We start from the raw sequence: 17,096 nt of genomic DNA on the forward strand, positions 1-17,096 counted from the left end.
TTATAAAGGTAGAAAAACTTATAAAAAAAGATGTTAATTCTCTTACTTCTTATATTATTTTCGAAGTGTAAGTTGTTTTTAGCGACGTATGGTAAAGTGACCTTTTACTTCAAATGCGATACCTCCTTGTTTAACTTCTGCCACGAACCAATAGTCACTAGCAGGCATTTTGGTTCCTTTATAGGTGCCATCCCAACCAGGTGTATTAGATCCTAATTGTTTTACAAGTTTTCCATAACGATCAAATATGTGAATTATGGTGCCAGGTAAGGTTTCTACACCTATGATATGCCATGTATCGAATTGGCCATCGTTATTAGGTGTCATATGTTTAGGGATGTCTATAACTAATACTTCTTTGGTAACTTCTGCACAACCATTAACATCTATAATAGTTATGGTATGATAGCCCATAGCAACATCGTTAAAAAAGTTAGATTCTTGTGGTTCCCCATCATCCAGTTGATATAAATAGTCACCACTACCACTAATTGTTACCGTGATATTATTTGGGTCTGAGAAGTCAACAATTTCTGTAGCTTCAATAATTGCTGACTCTGACTCTGAGACACCAAATACTCTAGTGTTTTCACAACCAAACTCGGTTGTAACCGTTACCCAATATGTTCCTGTTTCTGTAATTTCAATTTCTGGTGTGATTTCACCAGTAGACCACAAATAGCTATCTGTAGGATTATTGGTATTTGCAGAAACTAGTAGTGGTAAATTATCTAAACAAATGACCTGATCCTCTAAATCAATAATTGGCAAGGGGTTAATAAGCGTCATGAATTGTGTTATATCATAACAGCCAGTAGTATTGTTTTCAATTCTTGCATAAATAACTTCACCGTCAAACGCCATGTATGTTGTATCAATATTTGATAGTCCCTCATTTGCATCTGACTCTGTATTATAGTATGTAATTGTGAATTGTGATGGATTCTGTCCTCCAAGGATAGATGTATTATGTTGTGTAAGATCGAATTCATACAGACCGTCAAAATCATCATCACAGATCATTACATCTTCAGGTTGATTCGCAACTGGTAAAGGATTGACATTTAAGTTAAATTCATAAATTGTAAAACAATGTGTTGTACTAAATTCTACACGAGCAAAAAGTGTGTCATTATTAGTTGAATACGTGTAGTTAGTGTCTAGTGCATTTGTGCTGTTTTCGGCATCTGCTAGACTAGTGTAATAGGTAAATAATACATTGAAGCTTTCGTCCATGAGAGATTCGTTAATTTCATTTAAATCGAAACTATTAGTTTCATTTTCGCAAATGTTATAGGTCTGGAAATCATTAATCACAGGCGGTGCATTAACTATAATATCTAATCTAGCGGAAACATAACAATTATAATTTGTGTTAGTTATTTTAATATATACCATTTGAGGATTAGTAATATTATTAAAACTATCAGGATTACTAATATTGTTAATGTTTGATTCTAAATCATCTATATTTTCAAAGTAAGAAATTTGAATATCATCTTGTCTTACACCTATAATGTCAAATTCAGCAAGAGTTAAATTAACTTCAGTCAGACCGTCATAGTCGGTATCACATGTAACAAGTGGGATAGATGCATTCACTTCTGGTAGTTGGATAACGTTGACTTCAAATGAAGTAATAGATTTACAAATATTACCATTGTCTATTTGGACAAAAATTTGTTGTGGATTTACAGTATTCGTAAATTCAGATGAGATTGGATTTATACCATTTTCGGCATTATATTGAGATGTATAAAATGTAATTGTAAGGTTATCATCAATACCACTAGATATTTCATCAATTTTGGTATTTAGGTCGAATATTTCAATTCCGTCATTATTACTACTATCACACATAAACCAATCTGACGGTGTATTATATAAAGGATTTGAACCTACCTCAATCTCAAAATTTGATGTATTGTAGCAATTTTCATCGGTAAGATTTTCAACTCTTACGAATATCGTTTGTGGATTACTAATATTTTGGTATTCGATATCTTTATTAATTTCATTTACACGATTATCAGCATCATTTTGATTCGTATAATATAAAACTTGTTTTCCCGACTGACCATTTAGAATTTCAGCATCTTTCGTATTAAATAAAAATTCAGCTATACCATCACTATTATCCTCACAGATTGTATAATTATAGTCACTTATTGTTGATAAAATTGGTATTGTATTTATAATTATTTTTAAAGTTTGAATTGAATAGCAACCCGTATTTGAATTCTCAATACGCAAATATACAGTTTCGGTTTGCGCATTATAGTTGCTTTCATTTGTGATAGCATTTATGTTGTTTTCGGCATCAGATAGAGAATTATAAAAACTGATAATTCTATTATTCGTATTAGAAACAATATCTGTAATTACATCTAGTAAGTTGATATTATAGAAACCATCTTGGTCATCATCACAAATTATTATATCTGCTGGTGCAGTAGCTTCTGGTGCAGGTAAAACTAGAATTTCAAAAGAATTAATATTTGAAGCACAACCTGTTTGATTTGATGTAACTCGCGTGAAAACCGTAAATGGATTAGATGTATTTTGATACGAATAAGGGTTTAATGCATTGGTATTATTCGAGGCATCATCTTCTGTCAAAAAATATCGAACTTGGAAACCAGTTTGTTCAGCAGTAACTAAACTGTTAAATTCAGCTAATCTCAAATTAGTAAATCCATCTTGATCTTCATCACAAACTGTTTGATCATTTATAGCAGGGAACTCTTGTATAGCATTAATCGATATTTCAAATTCATCTACATCATAACATGTAGAATTAAATAGTCCGATATAAATAGTCTGAGGGTTACTCAATGGTATATAAGGTGTCGATTGGTCTATGGCATTTAATTGATTATCTCTATCTTCAGGTGTTTCGTAAAACTCAATAGCGACGTCGGGTATATTATGTATAAAATCAGTTGCAATTATTCCAAAGTTGAATTCTTCTGAACCATCGTTGTTTAAATCACAAATTGAAATATCTCTTGTGGTTGTACCACTAAGTAATAAGTTGGTGTGAAGTTCAATAGGTGTAACAGAAGCGCAGCCTGTTGTACTACTCTCAACTCTAATGAAGACAATTTGTTCATTGATATTTATGTTGCTGTAGTTGGTTTCGTTAACTATAGGATTTGCACCAGAAAGAGCATCTTCATTAGTCTCATGGAATGTTACAGTGACATTTGTAAAGCCTTGTAAAACGTCTGGTATTACGCTAGTCAAATCAAAATCTGCAAAACCATCATGATCTGCATCGCAGGCATCAATGTAATGGTCATTAGTATTTATAACTGGATTATCTAAAACGTTAATATCTAACGTTGTTGTACTTACACATCCTGTTTGTGAATTTTGTACACGTACAAAAACCTGCTCGTTAGAATTTGTATTTACATAAGGCATTGGCAAAGCATTAGCTCCATTTGCTGCATCTGTAACTGTACTATGATAAGTCACTATCGTATTGGCTTGTCCATTAGTAATCTCATCGTCTTTAACGCTTAAATCTATTGTAGTAAACCCATCTGCCGTTTGATCGTCACAAATGTCTAATGGGCTTGGGTCAACTATATTTGGTAATGCATTAACAACTAAGTTTATTGTAGAAAATGCAAGACAACCATTGGTTGTATCTTCTATTCTTACATGGACAACTTGTGGGTTAGTTGTATTTTGTATTGGGCTGGTAATGGGGTTAAAGCTGTTTTGTGCAGCTGTGCTAGTATAGTGATAAGAAATAGTATATGATGACGCTGGTACAGAAGCTAATACTTCAGCATCTTTAATAGATAAATCAAAAGTTTCAATGCCACCATTACTTAAATCATCGCAAATCTCGAAATCTGAGATTGGGTCTGAGGATTGGGTGGAACTAAGGTTAATATTAATATCGTCTTCAATTAAACAGATTCCACCATTTAATGGAATTTCAGCAACTACTCTATAGTTTCCTGATTGTATTGCGGTATATGTAGGTTGAGTTTCTCCTGAAATTATAACACCATTTAATAACCAAGTATAGGTAGCTTGTGGATTTTGAATATCTCCATTTAATAAAACGTCACTGGCACAAGTTGAAAAATCTTCACCTAAGTCTACTGTCGCATTAAAACTATTACCTTCAATAAATACAGCAGAATCATAGTTTTCATCGGTTTGATCTGCAATGATAAGTTTTATTTGATATTGTACATTCGGTTGAATTGAAGCTACTGCCGTAAGTACTGTCGTTCTTCCGTTATAATTGGTGTCACCAACGTTGTAACCTTCAAAGAATGATTCGTTTGAGGCTTGACAAAATCCAACGATTTCATCGTGAACAGTATTGGTGTTTACAGGTGTTGATGTGCCTGGCACAATAGCAATATTTGTATATGGATTATTTGTGCCTGCTTCTCTAATTAAAAACGCAAAGCCATCTGAATATTGACAAGGGAAATTACCAAAGTATTCTTCAGAAGCTAAAATATAATTGAATTGTATAGTGTTAGATATAGAAATAAAATCGAATTCTAAGGAGGTCGCATTTAATGTTCCTGAAATTCCTAATGCGGATTCAAGATCTGCATCTTTGGTCCAGCTGTCATCACCATCGTTTAGTATAGCTGTATTCTGTCCATTACCCGCTGAATTAGCGTCACCTGTTGTAAGTACAATTCCATTTTCAAAAGGAAAGTTTGATAATCCACGTTCAAAATAACCAAAACTTCCAAGGCCAACATTACCACCGTTAGATGGAGATGAAATATTTGAAACTTCTGCACATCCTTGTATAAGTGTGTTTTCAACTAAATCTTGTGGTGTTACATTATTATCTACTGTTATTTGTTGCGCATAAATACAGCTACAAATAAAGCAAAGAATTAGGCAGAGGGACTGTTTTATATAATTCATAAGTTACGGTTAAGTCTGAAAGCATAGGTTAGTGTAGATTTGAGGCAAACACTAACTTATATTTTATGAAGGTGAAAAGTAGACACAAACAAGGTGAAATACAAAAAAAGTCGACGAAATACCTAAAAAGTTAACAAATATTAGGAATTAGACTACAATAATAACTAAAAAGGCCTCATTACGAGACCTTCTCCCAAATTGAATTCTCAAAATATTTAAGCCTCAACATAAAATGTTTCTTAACCTGAAACTCAATATTAATGCGTTTATGATATAAATTACCTTTAACCTAATTCATCAAAAACACGAGGCTATTGTGAAAATAGAATAATAATAATATAAGAGGGAAATAAGTACAAAAATATGTGAGTGCCTTAAAGTTAAAACAAGTCTTTTGAGACTGCAAAAAAATAAGATGAACGAACTAAAACCTTAACATTTTTAATAATTTACGTACACCCAACCTACCTTTTGTCTATAGTTAGAATCATTGAGATTTAAAATGTAATAATAAGTACCGATTGTAACTAAACTACCATGGTTATTTAATCCTCTATTAATGGTACCATCCCATGGTTTAGTATTATCTCCAACAAAAATAATATCACCATAGCGATTATAAATTTCCAACTCATGTTCAGTGAAAATATTATATAAGCCTTGAATATTAAACCAATCGTTTTTTGTGTCGTCATTTGGTGAAAAACCCTCAGGAATTGTAGGAGGACAATTTTCTATGGTCAACTCAAATTCAAAGATCTCATAACAAGGAGGACTTTCTAATCTAACATAAATAGTTTCTGGACTTTCTAAATTATTATAATTAGAAGGGATTAATATGTTATTTTGTTCATTTTCTAAATCTTCGATTGAAAGATAAAATGAAATGTTTTCTTCTACAGCATTTAAAGTTTCAGTAGCTTCGAATAAATTATAAGTTGAGGTTTCAAAGCCCTCATTACAACCAATTAACCCTGGTAACGTAACTATATCTGGTATAAGAAGTAATTGTATGGTTAAATTATCAAGATTGTTATCTTCATTAATTTCTGTAACTGTACTCGTCATTGTACCATCATCATCTACACTTGCAACAATGTTCACAAATAGTCCAATATCTTCAGGGATGGTTACTGTAATAGAACCAGTTTCACTTCCATTAATTGGAATAGGATTTGCCGTATTCGTTTGGCCAACTAAAATGCCATCTGCATAAAAAGCAATTGGTGTGTTTGCTGGTAATGTATCTGTACTATTTGTATTACTGACTATATATGTAAATTCTACATCCTGACTACCACATCTTACAAAGTCCTGATCAATAAAAATTGTAGCATCTGGTAACTGACTGTTTAAAACGGTTATGATATTGTTTATCATCACATAATCCTGACCAGAAGTAAGTGAAATTGTCGCCGAAGTATCACCAATACTAATATTGTCTTGGATATTGTACACATCAATATCCATATTGTAAAGATTGGTGTCTCCTGTAAATGAATTTGTGCCATTAAAAGCATTATTTGCAGGATTTAATGGCGGATTACTGATGACATTTCCGTTAATGGTAAGTTGCTCATTTACTGCTAATGCTCTATCTCCTTCCCAAGCCACAAATCCGATTTTTGCATCTTCATTATCTAATACATTTAAGTTGTCTAAAGTGATAGACAAAAACTCTGGTACACTCTGTAAACCATCATATACATTTAATTGATTTAGAGGAAGGTTATCGTCTTCATAAATTATGGTCATAGCCCAGCCACCGAAGTTGGTTCCGGTAGGACAGAAGGGTGAAATAATATTAGTTAAGTCAAAATCTGAAACCGTATACGTTGTACTTCCTTCAGTTAAAACAATATCTGTAACATCTGCAAACGCCGCAAAAAACACCCTTGTAAAGTCTAGTGCGTCACTAAAAGTACGTTCTGCAATAAGTGGAGTATTATTGAGTCTTATATTAAAATCGCCTGTGCCAGAACCAGCCCAGTATAGATAAGCGGCAACTATGGTCTGGTCTGAATCTAAATTTAAAGATGCGGAAGATGCTGTAAGTATCTCACAGGTGACTCCAGGACCATTTTCTAAAGTATTTAAGGTATTACCAATAGCAGTATAATCATAGCGTCCATTAAATTGTTGAAACAATTCTATGTCTTGTGCCACCAGTGGTATTGATACACCAAAGAGTAGAATAGAAAGTATGTGGTGTATGCTTTTCAAATTTTATAGTTTAATGAAACTAAGTTAAGAATTTTATCCTATCGTTTCAAGGTGAAATGACTCGTAAACATTCTGCCATCTTGAAGTTTAACTCTAAACCAATAATCACTAGTAGGCATTTTGTTTCCATTATATATGCCATCCCAACCAGGACCAAGAGGATCAAGCTCAACTAAGAGTTTACCATAACGATCGAAAATATAAATTGATGTATTGGGTTGAAATTGGTCCGTGATGCCATAGACTTGCCAATAATCATTTGCATTATCATCATTCGGTGTAAAAACTTTAGGAAATCCAATGACTGATACTAAATCTTCAGAAATACCACAATTGTTTTTATCTCTCACATAGACTGTGTATAATCCAGGTTCAACGTTACTAAACGTATTACCATCTTGATATGGACCATTTATATCATCTAAAGCATATTCGTAATCTCCTTCACCATTTACAAAAACAGTAATCGTATTATTTTGGGTAGCATCAATAACTTCAATATCTGTTATCGTAGCGATATTAGAAGGAAGAACAGTTATTACTCTGTCTTTAAAACACCCATTCGTATTAGTAACTCTAACAGTATATGTTCCTGGTGCATTGACTTCAATTATTGCTGTATCTTCTCCTGTAGACCAGGAATATGAATAGTTGTTAGGCGAATCCGTTAGTACTCCACCATCTAATACAATGACTTCAGGAAAAAAGTTCAGGCAGTAAAGTGTTTCAAATTCAGTTTCGATATTAGGTAGCTCATAAACAGTAAGATCAATTTCACTTATACCATAGCAGGCATTAGAATTCTCAACACGAGCATAAATGGTTTGATTATATGGTACTGTATTTGTGAACGTTGTTCCAAGAGGATTAGTTTCTACAAGTGCATCATTATAAGTTTCATAATACTGAAGAACTAAACCTGCAGGTGCACCAGCGAGAACAATGGCATTGGTGTCTGATAAATTAAACGTCGTAAAGCCATCTTCGTTACCATCATCATCACAAGCAGACAAGCTCGCATTATTAGATGAAGTTGTACTCACTTCTAATGACACATTGCTATAACTCACACAGTCAGTAACTGTATTCTCCACTCTTGCAATAATATTTTGCGGATTAAAGAAATTCTCAAAAGCATTAGCATCTATAGCATTTTCTTGTAATTCTGCGTCAGATTGTGAAAGATAAAACTCAACTTCCGAATTTGGTGCTCCGCCAGTGATGTCATCAATGATTTGAGAAATATTAAAAATTGTAAAACCTTCAGGTATACCATCTTCATCACATTGAAGAATTGAAACGTCATTGGCAACAGGCGCATCATTAATTATGACTTCAAAACTATCAATACTGTAACAATTTGTATTTGATGTATTTTCTATTCGAACGAAAATAACCTCGTTAAATGCATTTGTATTGCTGTACGAGAGTGCTAATTGAGAAGTGTTATTTTCTGCGTCTAATTCAGTTGGATGAAAAGTAACTGATGTTTCGTTCTCATCTTGTGCACCACGAATTGTAGGAATTAAATCTCCAAGTTCTATAGTGGCAAAGCCATCCATAGCATCACCTTCGTTATCACAAAATTCAATAGTATTTAATTGTACAATTTGTGGAGTATTAAATACTTCAACTTCAAATGAATTTATGTCAAAACAATTTGTATTATCAACATTATCTACACGAACATATATGGTTTGTGGATTGCTAACATTTTCATATGGAAAGGTTAATTCATTTTCAAGATTATTAGCATCGTCTAATGAGGCGAAATAGCGTACATTATTCTGTGCAGCATCTTGTCCTAAAAGCGCTTCAGGATCTTTATTTGTAAAATCGAAAGCAAATACTCCGTCGTTACCAAAATCATCACATACGCTTATATCAGTTGGTTCATTTGCAACTGGAATCGGGAATATACCCACAACGGCATTACCTTCAATTGGGCAATCACCATTATTTGGCTCAATAAAAACTTCGTAGAAACCTGGTGTATCTACTAGTAACTCATTTGTTGTTTCAGCTAAAGGCGTACCTTCAAATGACCAGATATAATCGGCACCAGCAATATCATCTGCTATTAAAGTATAACTATCTCCTGAACATAATCGTAATTCTGTGGTACTGATACCATTTCTTATAATATCAGTTTGTGAATTGAAGAGCGATTGAATAAATGGAGGTAAGCCAATACGGCTTAAATTTTGATTCAATCCACCTATATCAACAAGGACTCCTTGCTCATCATAATCTGCTGCTGTACCATTCAGCTCAGGATTATTAATAACGCCAAGATATCTTCCTGTATTTGCGAAATTACTAAAATCCACTTGTGCTCTGTAAATACGACGATCTATTCCCAATTGTAAAGCGCCAGCGCTTAAGTTATTGGATGTGTGAATAACTTGTATTGAATTTGGTATATCAGTACTCTCCAAATCCCATTGTACGACTTGACTTGCTCCATTACCTCCAGTACCAATACCAATTGTAGCATAGGCTTTTCTGTTTTCTGCAGAGAATTCTACTCCGTATGGACTATCATTATTTTGAGCACTATAAAGCTCTATACTGTTCGATACAATACCTGTATCATTATCAAAGTCAAATAAGTAAATACCACCACCAGCGTCACCAGCTGGTATTGTAGATTCACCAAAATTTGCAGAGATTAATTTACTTCCATCTGGCGATGCTTTTAAATATCCAAGAGCATTACGTCTGTAACCTTCTGCCGGTATTATTGGTCCAACAGTAGACGTTACTGGTGTAGAGCTCACTCCATTTTCGTCTATTTTAAAAGCATAAAATGTGTCAACAAAATGCGTTATGATCCAAAACGAAGTACAGTCATCTGCTTTTACAGCTGTAATTTTTTCTGAACACTTTAGTTCAGATTGTAATGCATCAGTTGTGTTATAAGTTACTAATGGCACATTTTTTTCAACGGCGTCAATAGCACCAAGTCCGCCATCATCTAAAATATTTACTCTTGAGTACATTAACCCATCGTTAATGCCATCATTTGCTGATGAATTAGGAAAGTTTGATGTATTATCATGATGAGGTTCATCTACAGTAAAAATATAATAGAAGTCTGGGTCTTGAGGTTTTGGAACAATTAATCCAGACGAGGTACTAGAGTCGTCTCCTCTTAGCCCAGTTCCATTAAGCATAACCTGATGATTTCTATTCCAGACGGTACTTCCGTCAGAATAAAACAATAAATTACCTTCTAAATCTGAAATTGTCGTACAGCCCTCTAAGGTATTGAGCTGTCCATCTGTTACGGCAGTCACATTACCAGATTCAGCATCAAAACGCAGTCCGGCATTTTGTCCAAAATACCAATAGGATGCTTCATTTTGCCCAAAAGCAATGGTGCTAATTAATAATGAGAGAATTACAAAACCTATCTTTTTCATATCATCTTTGTGCATTGTATAGACGCTTCAATACTATATAACAAGTAGAACGCAATTTGTCTCAGTCATAGCATTAAAGAGGTCATAGCAATAGCTATCAAAGATATTATAAATCTCTCTTTTTTAATAATCGATACGATAAAAAGATGAAAAGGGCTGTCCAACCTAATACCACTGCAACTTCGTACCAATGTACGGCATAGTCATAAGCTAAATCTGTTTTTTCAGGGAATTTGGTCATGGCTATTCGCTGAATGGGTTGATCTATAAGTTTATACATGGATTGTATAGGAAAAAAATTGTAGATTTTATCAGGAAGATCTCCACCTATACGCCATTCCATTAATAAGTAAATGATGCCTTCTATGAACCATGTCATGACTAAAAACCCTAAAGCAAAAGCTGAACGTTTTAATAACATACCAAAGAATAGACAAAGACTAAAAAAACCTAATAGTTTTACGAAATACGCCAATAAAAATTCTACCTCTCTAAAAATTATTGAAGCTTCTGTATAGCTTGAATAATATAACCCAATAAAGAAAGATGCAGTACCTATTAATACCGTAGCACAAAGCGAAAAGAATGCAATGGTATAGAATTTTGATAATATAAATTCTTTCTTACTCAATCCATCTATTAAATTCTGTTTTAATGTTTTATTACTGTATTCATTACCAATCATACTTACCACAACTATGGCAAAGAAGAATTTAAAGTACGATGCAAAAAAGGTGGTAATATGCCATATTATTGGAAAGTTAAAGATGCCTAATTCACCCAATTCCAGAGTAAAAAGTCCAAAAAAGTTGATTTTTATGGATGATAAGACTAGTACTGTGAATGGTAATATAAATGATACAAGAATTAAGATACGACTAACTTTATTTAGCCATAGTTTTTGTAATTCTAATTTAATGAGACGTAACATATGTTGATTGGTTTTGCATTTACCTTTTAGGGCTTATGCTGTTTTTTGATTGTTTTCTATAGTATCTGTTAATTGCAAGAATTGCTCTTCTAAACTTTCTTTTCGTTTTACTAAATGCGATAGTAAAATGCCCTTTTCAAACATCAGTTTATTAAATTCTGAAGCTGACATAGGTTCGTTTAAGAATGCCGTTATGAGATCTCCTTCAACTTTTACTTTACCAAAATTAGAATGCTCGTTAAGTAGTTTAATGAGGTTATCGTGTTTTTCACTTTTTAATTCAAAAAAACCGTGACTACTAATCATTTCATCTACACGACCAGAGTATAATTTTTCACCCTTTCGAAGCACAACGACATGTGAGCATACTTTTTCAACTTCATCGAGTAGGTGAGAGGCTAACAAAATAGTAGTACCATCTTTTGCAATATCTTTAATGATTTGGCGAATTTGATGAATACCTTGTGGATCTAATCCATTTGTAGGTTCGTCTAAAATTAAAATTTCAGGATCATTCAGCAGTGCAGAAGCAATTGCCAAACGCTGTTTCATACCTAAAGAATAGGTTTTGAATTTATGATCTTTTCTATCTAATAATCCAACGACTTCCAGCTTTTCTGCAATTTTACTGTGATCAACACCTTTAATTCGGCATACTAATTTTAGATTTTGTTCTGCTGACATGTAAGGATAAAAGTTTGGCCGCTCAATGATAGCGCCAACTTGTTTTAAGGCGTCGTGTGTTGTGGTGTTGCCATCAAACCAGTGAAAATCTCCATTAGTTTTGTTGACTACGTTTAAGACTACGCCTAGAGTCGTTGATTTTCCACTACCATTAGGTCCTAAAATACCGTAAACATTTCCCTTATTTATGGTAAAGCTTAAGTCTTTTACTGCGGTAACATAACCGAATTTTTTTGTAAGATTGTTGATTGTAAGGATTGGCTCCAAAATGATTGATTTTTATATGCTAATATTTACTTAGCAAAGATTGGTTATGTAGGTAAGACGATTGAAGGATTTATTTGTTACAATTTAATAAAATAAAAGATTAAATTTAGACGATGGCAGATGATATTAAAATATCGAAAAAGAAACCCACTTATCCGGTATCTGATAAGTTAGATGCGTATTTAGAATCTTATAATAGAAATATAGATTTACCTATTGTTTATTCAGATTTATTAAGGTTTCAAGGCTCTATTGTTGTTTATGATGACAACGATGAAGATACACTTTGGATAAGAGTGTATTACAGTGATTCTGACAGAGATGAAATAGATTTTAGCTTAAAAAAGGTCTATTCTGATTTGGTTTCAGATGGTGGTGATTGGATTTTAAAATATCTAAATGTTGATGCTATAGATTATTGCACGTTTGGTAATTCAAAACCCTTCAGAATAAAAGTTAGAAACATACTAAACGACAACTACACGTATTTCTATGTTAAGAAGGCCGATGCTTCGAGGATTTATGGTTTGGAGTTAGAGCATATGCTATCTCCTCATAATCTCAATTTTTTGGTTTGTAAAGACACCTTAATTGAAGAGCATATTGCTGGTATTCCTGGTGATGAGTTTATTAAAAATAGTTTAGACGAACGTACAGATTCTGAAAAAGCTCAAATAGCTAAAGAGTTTATAAAGTTCAATGAACGTTGTACTATTAGACTTTTGGGAGATATGCGATCTTATAATTATGTTATTGTACCCATACATGATTTTGACCAGGTTGTTTTTAAGATTAGAGCGATTGATTTTGACCAACAATCTTATGAAGGAAATTTAAAAATTTATATGCCTCAGTTTTTTAAAGAGAATTATAAGATGGTACAGATGGTTCAGAGCAAAATACAGGAGGAGTCAATAGAGCAGTATAAACTAGAAGAACGTTCTATTGTTGCTAAGCGTATGATAAGTAACAAAACCAGAATAAATGCCTTGTTAGATTGTATGCAGTCCGATGAAATATCTATAAATAAGTATAGGGATCAATTAAAAGAGGAAATCTATAATTACTCGCTCGATAAGAATTTTAGACAAAGTAAATCGATGGGCGAAATCGTTAAGAATATATTAGACTTTGTAAAACGTAATTATGAAAACGTAACTACCAAACGGTAAACAGTTTTAGTTCCAGTTTTCATCAAAATCTAAGTCGGTATAATCATCGACATCTACTTCATCTTCAAACTCATCAAAAGCATCGTCTGATTCAGCTTCAAATGTTTTTTCTGGAGCTTCGTCTGGAATTTGCCCATGAACAAACATAAGATTAGGATAGTCAGTGCCTTCTGCTTCTTCTACAATTTCAGCCAATTCCACATAGAAAGTCCACATATTCATAAAGTCATAGACATAGATTAATTTTGTAGATGCCTCATGTACCATATCTTTTATTATTGTGGTACTCATCATTTTTACTTTGTTACCAGCTTCACTCACATCAAACATAGCGATTTCTTCACCCTGATTCCACTCGTCGTCACTGACATAAAATGATGCCATTTCCATTCCGTCGAATCCGAAAGACTGTGTAATGATATTGTGAAGATCTTCCATTGTATCTGTTTCACGAATTTCTAAATCGCGGAAAACATCATCTTCTGTATCGTTATCTAATATGACTCTAAATCTATATATCATGCTGCAAATTTAAGATAAATATGATTATTATTTACTAAAACGATGTAATGTAAATACCATAAAACTTAATAATATAAAAGCACCTACTTGATGCACCACACCAAGCCAAACAGGTACAGCGTAAATAAGCGTTAATACTCCTAAAAGAAATTGAACACCAACCATAGCTATTAAGCCATTAATTCCATTGCGTTGTAGTATTGTAATTTCTGTTTTTTTTGCTTTGTACCAAATGGCAAGAATAAAACCTACAACCACATAAGCAAGTGTTCTGTGAATAAACTGTACACCACTTTTACCTTCAATAAAGTTGAGGTAAGTTGGGCTCAATTCATTGTAAGCAGTTTGGTGGATAAGTTTACCTTCATTCATAAAAGGCCAGTGGTTGTGAATCCAGCCTGCATCTAAACCAGCTACAAAAGCTCCATAAATAATTTGAATAACCAAGACCACTAAACCAATTTTAATAAAGTTTCTAAGTTTAGTGTTGACAGCTTTTTTATTCGGAAAGATTAAGTCTAAAGCTACCCAAAATGTATAAGCAAATGTTAAGAATGCTGTAGTAAGATGAGCTGCCAATCTGTAATGGCTAACATCTGGTCTATCTACTAATCCACTTTTTACCATATACCAACCTAAAAAGCCCTGGAAACCGCCCAGGCATAGTAATATGACTGCTTTTTTTATGGTAGGTTTGGTCAATTGTTTTCTAATTAAGAAATATAAAAACGGAATGATAAACACCAAGCCTATAAAACGACCGATGACTCTGTGTATCCACTCCCAGAAATATATATCCTTGAATTCTTCAAGAGACATATTAAAATTTAATTTCTGATATTCTGGGTATTGTTTGTAAAGTTGAAAAGCTTCATTCCATTCAATTTCATTGGTTGGAGGAACTACACCAGATATTAATTTGTAATTTGATATTGACAAGCCAGAATGTGTAAGCCTTGTAATACCACCTACAATTACCATTATAAAAATTAATGTACAACCTGTAAGCAACCAATAAATAACTGCTTTATTATCCTTTTTCATTTTCAACAATTTTTTTAAAACAAACACTATTTTCAACACCTATGTATTGGCCATAGTTGGCAATAACTTTATAAGAATTCTTTTTGTAAAACTGAACAGATTCTATTTGTCTTATTCCTGTTTCTAAAATACAAGATGCAAATCCTAGTTCTTTAGTCCAATTTTCTAGTTCTTTTAATATTTCTGTTGCCACGCCTAATCCTCTCGCATCTGCTATGGTGTACATACGCTTTATTTCAACAGCGTTGTCATCGTGTTTTTTAAATGCACCACAACCAACAGGCTTATCCTTTAGATAGGCTACAATGACATGGCGAATAACATCTATAGAATTGAACTGATTATAAAAATCGTGTTCATCTCCATCTGTAATTTTTAAATAGGCATCAAGCTGTTTTACTAAATTGATAAAATCGTCGTTTTCAGAATTTGTCCTTACGAGCTTTATCATTATTCAGTAGTTTTGAGACCTAATGCTTTTCCTTTTTCTAACATGAGTTGAATAGCAGCATCATGCTCATTTGGTATGTCACCTTCTAAGATAGCTTCTTTAATAGCCTCTTTAATAATTCCGATTTCTCGCGAAGGCTTAAGGTTAAATGCTTCCATAATCTCTTCTCCACTGACTGGTGGTTGGAAATTACGAACATGATCACGTTCTTCAACTTCTATAATTTTATCTCTTACAATTTTAAAATTGTGATGATACTTTTTAAACTTCTTTGGGTTTTTAGTGGTGATATCCGCTTCACAAAGTGTCATTAAATCATCTACATATTCACCTGCATCAAAAACCAAACGCCTTACGGCAGAATCCGTGACATCTGTGGCTAAGACTATTGGTCTAGAACTCATAAATACCATTTTCTGAACAAATTTCATTTTATCATTCAAAGGCATTTTTAGGCGCTTAAATAATTTGTAAACCATTTTTGAACCTACAAACTCGTGTCCATGAAACGTCCAACCAATTTTTTTATGAAATTTCTTAGTTGGTGCTTTACCAATATCGTGTAATAATGCTGCCCAACGTAACCATAAGTTATCTGTAGTTTTAGCAATATTATCTACAACCTCTAGGGTATGGTAGAAATTGTCTTTATGTTTTTGCCCTTCAATTTCATCAATGCCTTTTAATGCTGTGAGTTCTGGTAATATATAATCTAATAGCCCTGTTTGTTCTAATAATTTAAACCCAATTGATGGGGTTTTACTTTGAAGTATTTTATGTAATTCAACAACAATACGTTCTTTGGTAATTATCTCAATACGTTCTTTATTATCTGAAATAGCTTTTAAAGAAGCATTTTCTATTGTAAAGTTAAGTTGCGTTGCGAACCTTATAGCTCTTAGCATACGCAGTGGATCATCACTGTAAGTAATATCTGGATCTAAAGGAGTACGAATAATTCCCTTATCTAGATCTTCTATACCATTAAAAGGATCTAATAACTCTGCATAGTTAGAGCTGTTTAAACTGAGTGCAAGGGCATTTATAGTAAAATCACGTCTATTTTGGTCGTCTTCCAGCGTACCATTTTCTACAAAAGGATTTCTACTATCTTCGTTATAACTTTCCTTACGGGCACCAACAAATTCAATCTCAATATCTTCATGTTTGAGCATTGCTGTACCGTAAGTTTTGAATATTTGAACCTTAGGATGGTTTGGTAAATTTTTTGCGACTTGTTGGGCTAATTGAATACCACTTCCCACAGCAACCACATCGATATCTTTTGCATCTCCTCTTTCTAGTAAATAATCTCGAACAAAACCACCAATCACGAAGCAGTCTACATTAAGTTGTTGAGCAGATTGGGATATGACATCGAAAATATGATGCTTTAAAGCTTGCTTGTAATTCATAAGATTTTTAAACCACGGAATCTTAAATTATAAAATAAAAGTAGC

The 17,096-nt window shown here is 33.2% G+C and carries 10 protein-coding genes; 1 reads left to right on the forward strand and 9 read right to left on the reverse strand.

Annotated features, from left to right (window positions below; translation table 11 throughout):
• Positions 1-78: 78 nt before the first annotated feature.
• The 5 genes from ACTG3Y_RS05695 to ACTG3Y_RS05715 all read right to left on the reverse strand — a co-directional run bounded on the left by ACTG3Y_RS05695 (position 79) and on the right by ACTG3Y_RS05715 (position 12,447).
• Positions 79-4,917, reverse strand: coding sequence for a choice-of-anchor L domain-containing protein (locus ACTG3Y_RS05695; RefSeq protein WP_439151956.1), 4,839 nt, complete (start codon positions 4,915-4,917; stop codon positions 79-81).
• Between the two features lie 441 nt (positions 4,918-5,358).
• Positions 5,359-7,140 (reverse strand): gliding motility-associated C-terminal domain-containing protein, encoded by a 1,782-nt coding sequence (locus ACTG3Y_RS05700; RefSeq protein WP_439151957.1) that lies wholly within the window; start codon positions 7,138-7,140, stop codon positions 5,359-5,361.
• Positions 7,141-7,178: 38 nt separating this feature from the next.
• Positions 7,179-10,565 (reverse strand): T9SS type B sorting domain-containing protein, encoded by a 3,387-nt coding sequence (locus ACTG3Y_RS05705; RefSeq protein ID WP_439151958.1) that lies wholly within the window; start codon positions 10,563-10,565, stop codon positions 7,179-7,181.
• A 106-nt stretch (positions 10,566-10,671) separates the two neighbouring features.
• Positions 10,672-11,496, reverse strand: coding sequence for an ABC transporter permease (locus tag ACTG3Y_RS05710; RefSeq protein WP_439151959.1), 825 nt, complete (start codon positions 11,494-11,496; stop codon positions 10,672-10,674).
• 33 nt (positions 11,497-11,529) lie between these two features.
• Complete coding sequence (locus ACTG3Y_RS05715) at positions 11,530-12,447, reverse strand: ABC transporter ATP-binding protein (protein WP_439151960.1); 918 nt, start codon at positions 12,445-12,447, stop codon at positions 11,530-11,532.
• 113 nt (positions 12,448-12,560) lie between these two features.
• On the opposite strand from ACTG3Y_RS05715, the gene ACTG3Y_RS05720 reads away from it, so the two are divergent.
• Positions 12,561-13,619: a hypothetical protein gene (locus tag ACTG3Y_RS05720; protein WP_439151961.1), complete on the forward strand. Its 1,059-nt coding sequence runs from the start codon at positions 12,561-12,563 to the stop codon at positions 13,617-13,619.
• Positions 13,620-13,625: 6 nt separating this feature from the next.
• Here ACTG3Y_RS05720 and ACTG3Y_RS05725 read toward each other — a convergent pair whose 3' ends face one another.
• Genes ACTG3Y_RS05725 through ACTG3Y_RS05740 form a run of 4 tightly spaced genes read right to left on the reverse strand, consistent with a single transcriptional unit; the run spans position 13,626 to position 17,051 of the window.
• Complete coding sequence (locus ACTG3Y_RS05725; protein WP_439151962.1) at positions 13,626-14,141, reverse strand: IS1096 element passenger TnpR family protein; 516 nt, start codon at positions 14,139-14,141, stop codon at positions 13,626-13,628.
• A 27-nt stretch (positions 14,142-14,168) separates the two neighbouring features.
• Positions 14,169-15,185 (reverse strand): COX15/CtaA family protein, encoded by a 1,017-nt coding sequence (locus tag ACTG3Y_RS05730; RefSeq protein WP_439151963.1) that lies wholly within the window; start codon positions 15,183-15,185, stop codon positions 14,169-14,171.
• The gene (locus tag ACTG3Y_RS05735; RefSeq protein ID WP_439151964.1) at positions 15,172-15,636 is read right to left on the reverse strand and encodes a GNAT family N-acetyltransferase; all 465 of its coding nucleotides are present in this window, start codon (positions 15,634-15,636) and stop codon (positions 15,172-15,174) included. The genes ACTG3Y_RS05730 and ACTG3Y_RS05735 overlap by 14 nt, the downstream gene beginning before the upstream one ends.
• A complete protein-coding gene (locus ACTG3Y_RS05740) occupies positions 15,636-17,051 on the reverse strand; it encodes a CCA tRNA nucleotidyltransferase (RefSeq protein ID WP_439151965.1) in 1,416 nt (471 codons plus the stop codon). Before ACTG3Y_RS05740 ends, ACTG3Y_RS05735 begins: the two co-directional genes overlap by 1 nt.
• Between the last annotated feature and the right edge of the window lie 45 nt (positions 17,052-17,096).

Source organism: Winogradskyella sp., from assembly GCF_965656915.1.
Taxonomy (GTDB): domain Bacteria; phylum Bacteroidota; class Bacteroidia; order Flavobacteriales; family Flavobacteriaceae; genus Winogradskyella.

Coding starts and splice junctions, on each gene's coding strand:
- ACTG3Y_RS05740 (WP_439151965.1), bottom strand. CDS start 17,051: ATGAATTACAAGCAAGCTTTAAAGCATCATATTTTCGATGTCATATCC.
- ACTG3Y_RS05730 (WP_439151963.1), bottom strand. CDS start 15,185: ATGAAAAAGGATAATAAAGCAGTTATTTATTGGTTGCTTACAGGTTGT.
- ACTG3Y_RS05725 (WP_439151962.1), bottom strand. CDS start 14,141: ATGATATATAGATTTAGAGTCATATTAGATAACGATACAGAAGATGAT.
- ACTG3Y_RS05705 (WP_439151958.1), bottom strand. CDS start 10,565: ATGAAAAAGATAGGTTTTGTAATTCTCTCATTATTAATTAGCACCATT.
- ACTG3Y_RS05735 (WP_439151964.1), bottom strand. CDS start 15,636: ATGATAAAGCTCGTAAGGACAAATTCTGAAAACGACGATTTTATCAAT.
- ACTG3Y_RS05720 (WP_439151961.1), top strand. CDS start 12,561: ATGGCAGATGATATTAAAATATCGAAAAAGAAACCCACTTATCCGGTA.
- ACTG3Y_RS05695 (WP_439151956.1), bottom strand. CDS start 4,917: ATGAATTATATAAAACAGTCCCTCTGCCTAATTCTTTGCTTTATTTGT.
- ACTG3Y_RS05710 (WP_439151959.1), bottom strand. CDS start 11,496: ATGTTACGTCTCATTAAATTAGAATTACAAAAACTATGGCTAAATAAA.